General features: G+C 76.8%; 13 protein-coding genes. 6 read left to right on the forward strand and 7 right to left on the reverse strand.

From position 1 onward, the window contains the following. Positions 1–65 precede the first annotated feature (65 nt). Positions 66–1,397, forward strand: a complete 1,332-nt coding sequence (locus BJ989_RS00335) for an isochorismate synthase (RefSeq protein ID WP_179516529.1) — start codon at positions 66–68, stop codon at positions 1,395–1,397. Between the two features lie 21 nt (positions 1,398–1,418). On the opposite strand, the gene BJ989_RS00340 is transcribed toward BJ989_RS00335, so the two are convergent. Continuing rightward, complete coding sequence (locus tag BJ989_RS00340; protein WP_179516530.1) at positions 1,419–2,069, reverse strand: MBL fold metallo-hydrolase; 651 nt, start codon at positions 2,067–2,069, stop codon at positions 1,419–1,421. 84 nt (positions 2,070–2,153) lie between these two features. Between BJ989_RS00340 and BJ989_RS00345 the strand changes: the two genes are divergently transcribed. Together BJ989_RS00345 and BJ989_RS00350 are read left to right on the forward strand one after the other, a co-directional pair. Further along, positions 2,154–2,510: a hypothetical protein gene (locus BJ989_RS00345; protein WP_179516531.1), complete on the forward strand. Its 357-nt coding sequence runs from the start codon at positions 2,154–2,156 to the stop codon at positions 2,508–2,510. 10 nt (positions 2,511–2,520) lie between these two features. Next, entirely contained in the window at positions 2,521–3,069 is a 549-nt protein-coding gene (locus BJ989_RS00350) for a GNAT family N-acetyltransferase (protein ID WP_179516532.1), read from the forward strand. On the opposite strand, the gene BJ989_RS00355 is transcribed toward BJ989_RS00350, so the two are convergent. The 4 genes from BJ989_RS00355 to BJ989_RS00370 form a co-directional block, all read right to left on the reverse strand. Further along, positions 3,005–4,873 (reverse strand): Na+/H+ antiporter, encoded by a 1,869-nt coding sequence (locus BJ989_RS00355; RefSeq protein WP_179516533.1) that lies wholly within the window; start codon positions 4,871–4,873, stop codon positions 3,005–3,007. The genes BJ989_RS00350 and BJ989_RS00355 overlap by 65 nt on opposite strands. A 103-nt stretch (positions 4,874–4,976) precedes the next feature. Further along, positions 4,977–6,722 carry a 2-succinyl-5-enolpyruvyl-6-hydroxy-3-cyclohexene-1-carboxylic-acid synthase gene (menD, locus tag BJ989_RS00360; protein WP_179516534.1) on the reverse strand — a complete coding sequence of 582 codons (1,746 nt, stop codon included), beginning with the start codon at positions 6,720–6,722 and terminating at the stop codon, positions 4,977–4,979. After that, positions 6,719–7,699, reverse strand: a complete 981-nt coding sequence (locus tag BJ989_RS00365) for an o-succinylbenzoate synthase (protein WP_343048947.1) — start codon at positions 7,697–7,699, stop codon at positions 6,719–6,721. The genes menD and BJ989_RS00365 overlap by 4 nt, the downstream gene beginning before the upstream one ends. After that, complete coding sequence (locus tag BJ989_RS00370) at positions 7,696–8,778, reverse strand: AMP-binding protein (RefSeq protein ID WP_179516535.1); 1,083 nt, start codon at positions 8,776–8,778, stop codon at positions 7,696–7,698. The genes BJ989_RS00365 and BJ989_RS00370 overlap by 4 nt, the downstream gene beginning before the upstream one ends. Positions 8,779–8,820: 42 nt before the next feature. Between BJ989_RS00370 and BJ989_RS00375 the strand changes: the two genes are divergently transcribed. Next, the gene (locus BJ989_RS00375) at positions 8,821–9,723 is read left to right on the forward strand and encodes a 1,4-dihydroxy-2-naphthoate polyprenyltransferase (RefSeq protein ID WP_179516536.1); all 903 of its coding nucleotides are present in this window, start codon (positions 8,821–8,823) and stop codon (positions 9,721–9,723) included. Here the strand turns inward: BJ989_RS00375 and cds1 are convergent. Together cds1 and BJ989_RS18030 are read right to left on the reverse strand one after the other, a co-directional pair. Then, positions 9,715–10,848, reverse strand: a complete 1,134-nt coding sequence (gene cds1 / locus BJ989_RS00380) for an L-cysteine desulfhydrase Cds1 (protein WP_343048948.1) — start codon at positions 10,846–10,848, stop codon at positions 9,715–9,717. The genes BJ989_RS00375 and cds1 overlap by 9 nt on opposite strands. Position 10,849: 1 nt before the next feature. Further along, positions 10,850–11,119: a DUF4229 domain-containing protein gene (locus tag BJ989_RS18030; protein ID WP_179516537.1), complete on the reverse strand. Its 270-nt coding sequence runs from the start codon at positions 11,117–11,119 to the stop codon at positions 10,850–10,852. A 119-nt stretch (positions 11,120–11,238) separates the two neighbouring features. On the opposite strand from BJ989_RS18030, the gene BJ989_RS00390 reads away from it, so the two are divergent. Both BJ989_RS00390 and BJ989_RS00395 read left to right on the forward strand, forming a co-directional pair. Beyond that, on the forward strand, positions 11,239–11,496 hold the full coding sequence (locus BJ989_RS00390; protein ID WP_179516538.1) for a hypothetical protein: 258 nt from the start codon (positions 11,239–11,241) through the stop codon (positions 11,494–11,496). 443 nt (positions 11,497–11,939) lie between these two features. Then, a complete protein-coding gene (locus BJ989_RS00395) occupies positions 11,940–13,526 on the forward strand; it encodes an HNH endonuclease signature motif containing protein (protein WP_179516539.1) in 1,587 nt (528 codons plus the stop codon). Positions 13,527–13,583 lie beyond the last annotated feature (57 nt).

Genomic DNA, 13,583 nt, shown 5'->3' on the forward strand with positions numbered 1-13,583 from the left:
GTGGCCCCCGGCGCCTCGCAGGTGCGCCGCGGGGCCGCTCGGCGCCGCTGAGTAGTCTCGACGACGTGACGACCGGTGCGACCTCGGAGCGGCAGGCGTCCGCCGGCCCCCTCGTCGCGCGGACGGTCGCCGTCGACGCCGACGCCCTGGCCGCCCGCCTCGGCACCGACGTGCTCGACGCGCTCGGCCTCCTGAGCGCGGTGCCGGCCGAGGGCCCGTTGACGTGGCTGCACAAGGGCGAGGGCCTCGTGGGGTGGGGCGTGGCCGCCGAGCTGCGCACCAGCGGCCCGGGCCGCTTCGTCGAGGCCGATGCCTGGTGGTCGCAGGTGACCGCGCGGGCCGTGGTGCGCGACGAGGTCGGACTGCCGGGCAGCGGCCTGGTGGCCTTCGGCTCCTTCGCGTTCGGCGACGCGGTGCACGACGACGGCCCCGGTCGCTCCGTGCTGGTGGTGCCCGAGGTCGTCGTGGGTCGCCGCGGCGACACCGTCTGGGTCACCACCACGACCCGCGGCGGCCTCCCGCCGGTGCTCGGCGCCGACGCCGTCGAGCCCGCGCCCGCGCCGCCGGCGCCGGTCGGCGTCTCCTTCGCCGACGGTGCGCTCGACGGCGAGCGCTGGATGTCGGTGGTCGCCGACGCCGTGCGCCGCATCGCGGGCGGCGACCTCGAGAAGGTCGTGCTCGCCCGCGACCTCGTCGCCACCGCCGACCGCGACGTCGACGTGCGCTGGCCGCTGCGCCGCCTCGTCGAGGACTACCCCACGTGCTGGACCTTCCACGTCGAGGGCCTCTTCGGCGCCACCCCCGAGATGCTGGTGCGCCGCGAGCGCGGGCTGGTCACCTCCCGCGTGCTCGCCGGCACCATCCGCCGCACCGGCCATGACGACCGCGACCTCGCCCTGGCCGCGACGCTCGCGCGCAGCTCGAAGGACCTCGAGGAGCACGAGTACGCCGTGCGCTCGGTCGCCGAGGCGCTGGAGCCGCACTGCTCGTCGATGAACGTGCCCGAGTCGCCCTTCGTCCTGCACCTGCCCAACGTGATGCACCTCGCCACCGACGTGGCCGGCGTGGTGCACGACGCCGAGAGCGTCTCCTCGCTGCAGCTCGCCGCGGCGCTGCACCCCTCCGCGGCCGTCGGGGGCACGCCGACGGCGGTGGCCACCGCGCTGATCGGGCAGATCGAGCAGATGGACCGCGGCCGCTACGCCGGACCGGTCGGCTGGATGGACGCGCGGGGCGACGGCGAGTGGGGCATCGCCCTGCGCAGCGCGGTCGTCGACGGGCCTCAGGTGCGGCTCTTCGCGGGGTGCGGCATCGTCGCCGACTCCGACCCGGCGGCGGAGCTCGCCGAGTCGCAGGCGAAGTTCGTGCCCGTGCGCGACGCGCTCGGCGGCCGCTGAGCGGCCCCCGGTCGGACGCCCTCAGACCGGGGGCGACGCGAGGTCGGCGCCGGGCTCGAGCCGGACGTAGTCCTGCTCCTGGGGCGCGAGGAACCGCTCGAGGTGGCCGCCGACGATGCCGAGGCCGGCCTCGCTGTAGACCGCGTCGTGGACCGCGACGTTGCGCGGCGCACCGACCGCGCGGGCGTAGTCGACGCACTCGGAGACCTTGAGCCACGGCGCCGAGACGGGCAGGAGCAGCAGGTCGACGCCCTCGACGATGGTGAGGGCGTCGCCGGGGTGGAGCACGGTGGTGCCGCCGACGTCGAGGAGGTAGCCGCTGTTGTCGGGCAGGGGCAGCTCGGGGTGGATGACGGCGTGCTCCTCCCCCACCACCCGCACGCCGACCGCACCGAGCGTGAGCTGCTCGCCCGGCGACACCACGCGCAGGCGCTCCGCGACGTCGGGGGCGCTCTCGCGCAGCCGGGCCGCGACCGCCTCGATCGTCACCACGGGCGCGTCGGTGCGGCGCAGCCGGTCGGCGTCGAGGTGGTCGAGGTGCTCGTGCGTCACGAGGACGGCGTCGGCGCCCTCGGCGGCGTCCTCCTCGCTGAACCCGCCCGGGTCGAGCACCAGCGTCGTGCCGTCGTGCTCCAGGCGGACGCAGGCGTGGCCGAGCTTGGTGAGGCGCATGGCGCCACGCTAACGCCGCGGCGGCCGGGCGGGGTGGGCGGAAACGGGTCGTGCACACGCGGCGCGGCCCGCCACACTGCGCCGGTGGACGGGTGGGGTGCGGTGCTCCTGCAGGGGCTCGTGACGGGCTGGGCGATCGCCGTGCCCGTGGGCGCGGTCGGGGCGCTGCTCGTCGCGGTCTCGTCGCGGGCCGGGTGGCGCGTGGGGGCGGCGGGTGCGCTCGGGGTCGCCACCGTCGACGGGGTGTACGCCGCACTCGCCGTCGCGGGCGGCGCGGCGCTCGCGGGCGTCCTCGCACCCGTGGCCGGGACGCTGCGGGTCGTCGCCGCCGCGGTGCTGCTCGCGGTCGCCGCGCTGCCGTTGGTGCACGCCCTCCGGCGGTGGTCGTGGCCGCGCTGGCGGTCTGGACCCTGGTGGGCTGACGAGCGGGGCGGCCGGTGAGGATGGCGGGGTGGACCGCGCTGTGGACGAGGTGACCTTCCGCTGGGCGACGGAGGCCGACGTGCCGGCCGGCGCTGCGCTGCACCGGCGTTGCTGGCAGGAGGCCTACGGCCCCATCGTCGACGCCGACCTGCTCGCGGCCCGGCTCGCCGAGGTCGAGGTCTTCGAGGAGCGCTGGCGCGAGGGCGTGGCCTCGGGCCCCCGGCGGCTGCTGGCCGTCGCACCCGACGGGTTGCTGGCGGGCTTCGCCGCGCACGGGCCCTCGCGGTCCCCGGGCGACGCCGAGACCGAGCTGCAGGGCCTCTACGTCGCCGCGCGGTGGCACGGGCGCGGCGTCGGCCAGGCCCTGCTCGAGCGGGTGCTCACCGACGCGTCCTGCTCGCTGTGGGTGCTCGAGGACAACGCGCGGGCGCGGGCGTTCTACGCACGCAACGGCTTCGTCGCCGACGGCACCCGCAAGGTGTGGCCGCCGCTCGGCGCGTGGGAGCTGCGGCTCAGGCGGTCAGGTGGTGCACGAAGCACCAGCGCCAGTCCTCGTCGGCCTCGGCCGACTGCATGACCGGGTGGGCCGTGCGGTGGAAGTGCTCGGTGGCGTGCTGACCCGGTGAGGAGTCGCAGCAGCCGACGTGCCCGCAGCGCAGGCACTGGCGCAGCGCGACCCACCGGGTGCCGTCCTCGAGGCAGCGGGCGCACTCGGTGGCCTCGAGGTGGCCGGGCGACGGGTGCTCGAGCAGGTCGTCGCAGGCCTCGGCCGAGCGGGCGGTCTGCGCGGTGACGTGCCGCAGCTCCTCGCGCTCCGACGAGGCGCTGTCGAGCATCGACTCCTCGACGTCGAGCAGCGCCAGCACGTCCTCCACCACCTCAGCGGCCACCTGGCCAGACGAGCGGATCTCGAGCACGCGCTGCCGCTCCGCGGCGATCATCGCGAGCCGCACCCGGGTGTAGAGGTCGCTGGGTGACTCCTCCCCCGCCACCGTGCCCAGGCGCTCCCACGCGGCGAAGTTGCGCTGGTCGAGGCGCTGGCGGATCAGGTCGAGCACGCCGTGCGGGTCGGCGTGCACCTCGCGCTCGAGCACCTCGAGCCCGGCCTTCGACGCCTGCTGCAGCAGGGTGGCGCGGGCGAGCGCGTCCTCGCGCGGGTCGGGCGAGGGCACCCCCAGCCGGCGCGCCAACCAGGGCAGGCTCAGGCCCTGCGCGAACAGCGTGCCGGCCACGACCGTGAAGGCCACGAGCAGCAGCACCTCGCGGTGCTCGGTGTCCGCCGGCACCACGAAGGCGGCCGCGAGCGTGACGACCCCGCGCATGCCGGCCCAGCCGATGACGAAGGTGTAGGTCCAGGGGTAGGCCCCGGCGGGCCCCTCGCCGCCCCCTCGCACGAGCGCGAACCGTGCCGGGAAGACCCACACCAGCCGCAGCACGACGACCGCGGCGAGGACGGCGGCGCAGACCAGTGCCACCCGCGCGCCCGTCAGCTCGCTGGCCGCGACGTCCTCGACGATCCAGCGGCACTGCAGGCCGATGAGCAGGAAGACGGCGTTCTCCAGCAGGAAGGCCACCGTGCGCCAGGTCGTGCGGTCGGCGATCCGCGACTGCGCGCTCTGCAGGACGGCCGCCTGGTGGCCGAGCAGCAGCCCGGCCACCACGACGGCGAGGACGCCCGAGGCGTGCAGCTCCTCGGCGGCCACGAAGGCGGCGAAGGGGGTGAGCAGCGACAGCCCGCCGTCGAGCAGCGGGTCGCGCAGGCGGCGGCGCACGCGGGCGACCACGACGAAGGTGAGGAGGCCGACCAGCACGCCGCCTCCGGCGGCGACGAGGAAGTCGAGGGCGACCTCGTCCCAGCGCACGGCCGTCGCGCCCGCACCGGCAGCGATCGCCGTGCGCAGGGCGACGAGGGCGGTCGCGTCGTTGAGGAGCGACTCGCCCTCGAGGATCGTCACGACGCGCCGCGGCAGCCCGATGCGGCGCCCGATGGCGGTCGCGGCGACCGCGTCCGGAGGTGCGACGACCGCCCCGATCGCGAACGCCGCGGCCCAGGACACGCCGGGCAGCAGCGCGTGCACCACCAGGGCGACACCCGCCGCGGTGAAGACCACGAGCCCGACCGACAGCAGCAGGATCGGGCGCCGGTTGGCGGCGAAGTCGACCAGCGACGTCTGCAGCGACGCCGCGTAGAGCAGCGGGGGCAGCAGCCCCAGCAGCACGACCTCCGGCTCGAGGACGACCTCCGGCACGCCGGGCACGAACGACCCCGCGACGCCGGCCGCGACGAGCAGCAGCGGGGCCGGCACGCCGAGGCGGCCCGCCACGGCGGTCCCGGCCAGGACGGCCGTGGCCAGGGCGACGAGGACGAGGGCGATCTCCACGCCCCCATCCTCCCCGACCGCGCCGACCGTCCTCCCCGACGACCACGTGGGGCGCCGGCGGGCCGGTGGGGCGGCGGACCGGTGGGGCGGCGGGCCGGTCGGGTCAGGGCACGGTGATCGGGCCCAGGTCGTCGACCAGGGCCCGGATGCGCGCGTCCAGGTCGCGGCGGCCCGCTCCCCCGCTGCCGGCCGGCCCGGTCGCGGGTGCGACGCGGCCGACCCGTGCCTCGACGACCTCGACCCCGCCGTTGGGCGAGGCGAGGGCCTGCTCGAGCTCGGGCAGGCTCGAGACGCGCAGGTGGGGGGTGCGGGTGGCGGCGCACAGGGCCCCGAAGTCCACGCCGTGCGGCGTCGCGAAGAGCCGCTCGAAGGCCGCCGCGTGCGCGGGCGCCCCCTGCTCGAGGGTGTGGAAGATCGACCCGCCGTCGTCGTTGACGACGACGAGCGTCACGTCGGGGCGTGGCTCGTCGGGCCCGAGCACCAGTCCGCCGGCGTCGTGCAGGAAGGTGACGTCGCCCATCAGCGCGAGGTTGCGGGTCCCGTGCGCCCGCCCCAGCGCGGCGCCCACGGCGGTCGAGACCGTGCCGTCGATCCCGGCCAGCCCCCGGTTGGCCACCACCTTGCGGCGGTCGCCGACCGCGTAGCGCGGGACGACCAGGTCGAGGTCGCGCACCGGGTTCGACGCACCGACGACCAGCAGCCCTCCGGGCGGGAGGGCGCGGGCGACGGCCGCCGCGACGGCGTACGCCGTGAGGCCGGGCTCGCGCGCCAGCAACCGGTCGAACCGGGCGCCGAGCTCCCGGTCGGCCGCTCGCCAGGCGTCGAGCCAAGGCGAGGCGCCCGGCGCCGACCCCGGCTCCTCGGCGCAGGTGACGCGCGCGGTGGTGAGGTGGTGTTCGACGGGGAAGGGGCGGCGCGCCCACACCCCGACCGCCGGCACCGACCACACCTCGACGTCGTCGCGGGCCAGCAGCCGGGCGACGGGACGCGACAGCGTGGGGTGCCCGAGCACCACGACCCGCTCGACGGCGCCGCCGAGGGCGGTGCCGAGCAGCAGGCGGTAGGTGCGCACCGCGTTGTCGCCGGTGCGCGCGCCCGAGCTGGGCTCGGCCAGCAGCGGCCAGCCGGCGCGCTCGGCCAGCTGCCGCGCGGGCGGGCCGGCGTCGTCGCCGGCCACCACCACCGTGCGCGGCCCCGCCGGCACCACGGCGACGGCACCCTCGTCGTCCTGCCCGCCGGCCCAGGCCATCCGGGGGGCGTCGGGCGCGGGTCGCGGCTCCCAGGACAGCAGGCCGGCCTCGCTGTCCGACGGGAGGTTGGGGACGAGCGGCTCGTCGAGGCGGACGTTCCAGTGCACCGGGGCGTGCGCCGTCGCGAGGCCGGGCTCGGCCGCTGCCACCCCGGCCGGGTCGGCGAGGTCGGTCGTGGCCACGAGCGGGCCGAAGAGCCCGACCTGCTCGGTCGTCTGGTTGGCGCCGGTGCCGCTCAGCCGCGCCGGCCGGTCGGCCGAGACGACGACCAGCGGCACGCCGCTGTGGGCGGCCTCGAGCACCGCCGGGTGCAGGTTGGCCACCGCCGTGCCGGAGGTGCACACCACGGCCGCGCGCGAGCCGCCGCGCGTCAGCCCGAGCGCGAGGAACGCCGCCGTGCGCTCGTCGACGCGCGTGTGCAGCCGCAGCGCACCGGCGCGGTCGGCCGCCCACGCCGCGAAGGACAGCGGCGCGTTGCGCGAGCCGGGCGAGAGCACGAGCTCGCGCACGCCGGCGTCGAGGAGCGCCTGCACGACCGCCCGCGCCAGGCCGGTCGCGTCGGGCGCACCGCCGGGGTGGCCGGTAGGGGTGGTGGTCACGAGCCGCGATCCTGCCGCAGCGCCCGCACCTCGGCGAGCCGGGCGGCCCAGTGCGCGGCGCGGGCCGGGTCGGCCGCGACCCGGGCGAGGGCGTCCTGGTCGACCTGCGGCCCGCCGCCAGCGGGGACGGCGAGGGCCCCGTCGCGCGGCAGCAGCGGGGTGGCAGCGACGTCGTCGGCGAGCAGCTGGACGGTCGCGAGCCCGCAGGCGTGGGGCAGCTCCGGCAGCGCGGCGGCCAGCGCGACCCCGGCGGCGATCCCGACGGAGGTCTCGAGCGCCGACGACACGACGACGGGCAGGCCGATGTCCTCGGCGATGCGCACGCAGGCGCGCACGCCCCCGAGCGGCTGCACCTTGAGCACGGCGACGTCGGCGGCCTCGAGGTCGCGCACGCGGTAGGGGTCCTCGGCGCGGCGGATGGACTCGTCGGCCGCGACCGGCACGTCGACCCGGCGCCGGAGCTCGGCGAGCTCCTCGACCGAAGCGCAGGGCTGCTCGGCGTACTCCAGGCCGCCGGCGGCGCGGTCGAGCAGGCGCAGGGCGCGCACGGCGGTGTCGACGTCCCACGCGCCGTTGGCGTCGACACGCACGAGCCCGTCGGGACCCAGGGCGTCGCGCACCGCCTCGAGCCGCGCCTCGTCGTCGGCGAGCGTCTGCCCGGGCTCGGCGACCTTGACCTTGGCGGTGCCGCAGCCGCCGGCGGCGACGACCTCGGCGGCCCGCTCGGGGCCGACCGCGGGCACCGTGACGTTGACCGGCACCCGGTCGCGCAGCGGCGCGGGCCAGTCGCCGGCCGCGGCCTCCTCCGCGCAGCGCAGCCACGGCTCCGCGACGCGGGCGTCGTAGTCGAGGAAGGGGCTCCACTCGCCCCACCCTCCGGTCGCCGGGTCGTGCAGCAGCACGCCTTCGCGCACGGTGATCCCGCGGAAGCGCACCCGCATCGGCACCGACCAGGCGTGCACGTCGTACGCCGTCACGAGGGGCCGGCCTCGCCGGTCCCGGCCGCGTGGTCGCCGGGAGCGCCGGGAGCGCGGACCAGGCGACGCAGCGCGAGCCGGTCGACCTTGCCGTGGGCGAGCAGCGGCAGCGCGTCGACCACCCGGACCTCGCGGGGCGCCCACGAGCGCGGGTGGACCTCGGCGACCCAGTCGCGCGCCTCGGCCAGGGACAGCCGGCCGACGACGACCGCGGCGACCTGCTGCCCCCACTCGTCGTCGGGCACGCCGACGACCTCCGCGGCCGCCACCGCGGGGTGCTCGCGCAGCCGGGCGGCGACCGCGGGGCCGGGCACGTTGACGCCGCCGGAGACGACGACGTCGTCGAGGCGGCCGAGCACCTGCAGCCGGCCGTCGTCGTCGAGCCGACCCGCGTCGGAGGTCAGGAACCAGCCGTCGACGAGCACCTCCGCGGTGAGGGCGGGGTCGCCGTCGTAGCAGGAGAAGAGCGTGGGACCGCCGATGCGCAGTCGACCGCCCTCGCCGACCGCGAGGGCGACGCCGTCGAGCGGCACCCCGTCGTAGACGCAGCCGCCGGCCGTCTCGGAGGCGCCGTAGGTCGCCACCGTGCGCACCCCGACCGCGGCCGCCCGCTCGCGCAGGGCGCGGTCGACCGGACCACCGCCGAGCAGCACGGTGTGGAAGGTCGCGAGCGCCTCGGCAGAGGCGGGGTCGTCGAGCAGTCGGTGCAGCTGCGTGGGCACGAGGGAGGTCAGCCGCGGCCCGTCGCCCAGCGCGGCCGCGGCGGCGGCGAGGGACGGGTGGTCGGCGAGGTCGACCGCCGGGGCGCCCGCGAGCAGGGAGCGCACGCAGACCTGCAGCCCGGCGACGTAGGCCGGCGGGAGCGCGAGCAGCCACCGGCCCTCGACGTCGAGGCGGCGCGCGGTGGCCCGGGCCGAGGCCAGCACCGCCGACCGCGTCAGCACGACCCGCTTCGGGCGACCCGTCGACCCCGACGTCTCGACGACGAGCGGCTCGGGCTCGGCCGGGGCGGCCAGCCAGTCGTCGAGCGCGGCGCCGACCGCTGCGGCGTCGCCGCGGACCGGTCGCAGGCTGCTCACCTGCTGCACGGTAGCGGCCGCCCCCGTGCTTGGATCACGGGCGTGACCGACCCGCACCCCACCGCCGGCGACTGGCTCGCCGGCGCCCGGCCGCGCACGCTGCCCGCCGCCGTGGCCCCCGTGCTCGCCGGCACCGGGGTCGCGGCGCACCTCGACGACGCCGTGTGGTGGAAGGCGGCGCTGGCGCTCGTGGTCGCCCTGGCCCTGCAGGTGGGCGTGAACTACGCCAACGACTACTCCGACGGGGTGCGCGGCACCGACGCCGACCGGGTCGGTCCGCTCCGGCTCGTCGGGTCGGGACGCGCGGCACCGGCCGCGGTCAAGCGGGCGGCCTTCACGGCGTTCGGCGTGGCGGCGGTGGCCGGCCTCGTGCTCGCCGCGACCACGGCGTGGTGGCTCGTGCTGCTGGGGGCGGTCTGCATCGTCGCCGCGTGGTACTACACCGGCGGCTCGCGCCCCTACGGCTACGCCGGGCTCGGCGAGGTCGTCGTCTTCGTCTTCTTCGGCCTCGTCGCGGTCACGGGCACGACCTACGTGCAGGTGGAGCGGACCGGCGCCGACGTCCTGGCTCCGGCCCTGCTCGCCTCGACGGCGGTCGGGGTGCTGGCCTGCGCGATCCTCGTCGCCAACAACCTGCGCGACGTCCCGACCGACCGCGTGGCCGGCAAGCGCACACTGGCGGTGCGGCTCGGCGACGCGGGCACCCGCCGGCTCTTCGCCGGTCTCGTGGTCGCCGCGCTGGTCGCGCTCGTGGGGCTGGCCGCGACGACGTCGTGGCTCGCGCTGGTCGCCCTCGTCTTCCTGGTGCCGGCGGCGCGGGCGACGCGGGTGGTGCTCGGCGGGGCGGCGGGTCCGGCGCTCGTGCCGGTGCTGGCCGCGACGGGGGCGGCCGAGCTGCTGCTCGGCGCCGGAGCGTTCGTCGGGTTGCTCGTCGCCTCAGCCTGAGCCCGGCTCGCGCCACTCGCCGGTGGTCTCGAGGCGGCGCAGCGTGGCGTCGTACGCCGTCAGGTCGAGGCCCTGGGCGGCCAGCCAGTCGTCGTCGTAGTAGGTGTGGGCGTAGCGCTCGCCGCCGTCGCACAGCAGCGTCACGACCGAGCCCTGCTCGCCGCGGGCGTGCATGCCGGCCAGGAGTCGCAGCGCGCCCCAGAGCGAGGTGCCGGTCGAGCCGCCGACCACCCGGCCGGTCAGTCGCGAGCACCAGCGGGCCGCCGCGACCGAGGCGGCGTCGGGCACCTGCACCATGCAGTCGACGACGTCGGGCTGGAAGGAGGCCTCGACGCGGGGGCGGCCGATGCCCTCGATGCGCGAGCCGGGCGCGGTGACGTCGGGGTCGCGGCGCGCCCAGCCGTCGTAGAAGGCCGACCCCTCGGGGTCGACGACGCAGACGCGGGTGTCGAGTCGGCGGTAGCGCACGTAGCGCCCGACCGTCGCCGAGGTGCCGCCGGTGCCGGCGCCGACCACGACCCACGTCGGGACGGGGTGGCGCTCGGCGGCCAGCTGCTCGAAGACGGACTCGGCGATGTTGTTGTTGCCGCGCCAGTCGGTGGCGCGCTCGGCGTAGGTGAACTGGTCGAGGTAGTGCCCGCCGGTCTCGGCGGCGAGGCGCCGGGCCTCGGCGTCCATCTGCGCGGGGTCGTCGACCACCTGGCAGCGACCGCCGTGCCACTCGATGAGCGCGACCTTCTCCGGCGAGGTGCTGCGCGGGACCACCGCCACGAAGGGCAGCCCGAGCAGCCGGGCGAAGAACGCCTCGGAGACCGCGGTCGAGCCCGAGGAGGCCTCGACGAGGGTGGTGCCCTCGCGGATCCAGCCGTTGCACAGGCCGTAGAGGAAGAGGGAGCGCGCGAGCCGGTGCTTGAGGCTGCCGGTGGGGTGGACGGACTCGTCCTTGAGGTAGAGGTCGAGGCCGGCCCCGCTCCACGCCGTCGGCAGCGGGAAGACGTGCAGGTGGGTGTCGGCCGAGCGGTTGGCGTCGGCCTCGACGCGCCGGACGGCCTCGTGCACCCACGCCCGCGCGGCGTGGTCGGTGCGGTCGCCGACGTGGCAGGGGCCGGGCTCGGCGCCGCTCACCTCACTGCTCGCGGTCCTCGCGCGCCCTGCGCTCCTCGAGGGCGGCGCTGGCGCGCTCGGCCCGCTCCTGCACCCGGCGGGCGAAGGCCTCGCGCTGATGGTTCAGCAGGAAGTACGACGCCACGCCCGAGATCAGGAAGGCCAGCAGCAGGGTGGGGAGCAGCGGCACCGGGTCGTCGCCGTTCAGAAGGTCCCAGAGCCCGAAGACGAGCGCGAACGACGCCACGAGCAGGCCGAGGCGCATCCCGGTGTAGACGGCGAACTCCTTCACGCCCGCCAGCGTAGTCCGTGGCCCGCCGGGCCTGGGCTGCCCGGCCGGGGTCGCAGCAGGGGTCGCAGCTGGGGTCGCAGCTGGGGTCGCGGCTGGGGTGCGCGGCATACCCTGGAGGGGTGCTGAAGTTCCTGCTGGTCGTCGCAGTGGTCGGGGTGGCGATCTACCTCCTGGTCCGCGTGATCGAGCGGCGCGGCGTGCGCCGCCGTGGTGACGGTGGCGCCGGCGGGCGCCCGGCCCCCCGCCGCCCGCTCGGGCCCGACGACGACCCCGAGTTCCTCTGGAACCTCGACAAGCGCAAGCGGCACCCCAAGCGCCGCCCCGAGGACCCCGACGCCGGCCCCGGCGCCGGCCCCGGTCCCGCGCCTGCCAGCTGAGGGCTCACCGCCTCGCCGCTCGAGCAGCGAACCCCGCACCGGGCGGTCGAGGAGGCCCGCCAGGGCCGTCTCGAGACCGTGTCACCCGCGCTGGTCGAGCAGCGAGCGCCAGCGAGCGTGTCGAGACCCGGCGAAGGGCCCGCCCGCCGACCTGAGCCCGAGGGGTCGCGCGCTGCACTCCCGCCGAGGGGTCGCGCGCTGCTCATCCGCCGAGGGGTCGCGCGCTGCTCATCCGCCGAGGGGTCGCGCACTGCGCTCTCGCCGAGAGGTCACGCGCTGGGGCAACGAGGTGGTCGAGGAGGCCCCGCCGGGGGCCGTCGCGAGACCGGAGTCCAGGCCGGCTGCGGGCCACTGCTCGTGCACAGGCCGACGGCCAGGATCCGTCGTCCACAGCCGGATCCGAGCCGCCGGTGAGTGTCGGTGGTGGCTGTTTGACTTCTCTCATGACGACCAGCCCGGCACCCGAGCTCGACACCGCGATCGCGGTGCTCGACGCCGCCGTCGGTGCGGTCATGGACCAGCGCACCGCGGACGCCCGGCTGATGTACGCCGCGTGTGTCTGGGCGGACCTGCACCCCGCCGACGCCCTGGACGCGGCGACGGTGGCCGGCACCTACGGCGACACCGCACTCAAGATCGCCGGACCGTATGCGCCGGGGGTGACGGAGTTCGCGGTGGCGGAGTTCGCCACCCGGCTCGGGCGGTCCACCACCTCGGGTGCCGCCTACCTCGGCCAAGCCCTCGTGTGTCGTCACCTCCTGCCCCGGCTGTGGGACGCGGTGCAGGCGCATCGGGTGGACGGGTGGCGTGCCCGCCTCGTCGCCCGCATGGTGCTCGGCAGAGACCTCACCCCTGAGGCCGCAGCCTGGGTGGACCGGCACGTGGCGCCGGTGGCGCAGTCGATCGGTGTCACCGCGCTGGAGCGCCTCGTCGCCGAAGCGCTCGCGCGGTTCATGCCGGACGAGGCCGAGCTCGCCCAGGCCGAAGCCCGCGAGCAACGCCGGTTCGAGATCCACCTCGACGGCCGCCCCGGCGATGACATGACCGGGACGGTGGACGCGAGCGGGTGTTTCGACCTGCCCGACGGCATCACCATCCACGACGCCGTCACGGAGGAGAAGCAGCGGCTGCGTGCCCTCGGCGCCACCGCCGAGCCGGGGCCGTTGTCGGCGCAAGCCCTGCTGAACCTCGTCGTGCGGGGTTCCGACGGCGCGTCGGCGCAAGCCACCCTCGACCTGGTGACCGTGGACGGGGGTCGAGCAGCGAGCCCTGGCGAGCGGGTCGAGACCCCCGAGACTCCTGCGGGTCAGTCGTCGCCGCGGCAGCGACGGAGGTATCTGCTGCACCTCCACCTCTCCGACGCCGTCCTGCGCACCTCGATGTTCCCCGGCCGCCAAGGTGCCGGTGACGGGGCGGTGGGACGGGTGGAGGAGACCCGAGCACCGGTGTCGGCGGCCGCGATCCGCGACTGGCTCACCACCGCCGGCATCGACGGCGTCGCACCCCACGTCACCGTGCTGCCCGTGATCGACCTGAACGAGGCCGTGCACACCGAGGCCTACGAGGTGCCACGCCGCCTGGCCCACCAGACGGCTCTGACCCACCTGACGTGCGTGTTCCCGTGGTGCGGCCGCGCCGCCCGCAGGTGCGACCACGACCACGCCGTCCCCTATGACCCTGCCGTCCCGGATGCGGGTGGGCCGACCTGTTCCTGCAACATCGCGCCGCTGTGCCGGCCGCACCACCGGTTGAAGACCCACGGACACGCCGCCACCAGGTGGACCCTCACACCCGCAGGCACCGGCGCCTGGCTCTGGAAGTCACCGCACGGGGCGCACTACCTGCGCGACCACACCGGCACCCGACCACTCGACGGACCCCTCGCCCACGACACCGGACCACCCGACACCGGACCACCCGACACCGGTTCACCGCCCGGCTCCGGCCCGGCGCGGGAGTGCGACACCGGGCCGCCGCGCGACGACCAGCCGCACCACGACGACGCCGGGCCGCCCGCACCCGCGGACTGACCACAGCGCGCACGTCGCCCTGGTCTCGACACGGGCCTTGGCGGCCCTGCTCGACCA

Origin of the sequence: Nocardioides perillae (assembly GCF_013409425.1) — a bacterium.
In the GTDB taxonomy this organism is placed as follows: Bacteria; Actinomycetota; Actinomycetes; order Propionibacteriales; family Nocardioidaceae; genus Nocardioides; species Nocardioides perillae.

Excerpts from the sequence above, each read along its gene's own strand:
- BJ989_RS00340 (WP_179516530.1), bottom strand. The coding sequence starts at position 2,069 with ATGCGCCTCACCAAGCTCGGCCACGCCTGCGTCCGCCTGGAGCACGAC.
- BJ989_RS00395 (WP_179516539.1), top strand. The coding sequence starts at position 11,940 with ATGACGACCAGCCCGGCACCCGAGCTCGACACCGCGATCGCGGTGCTC.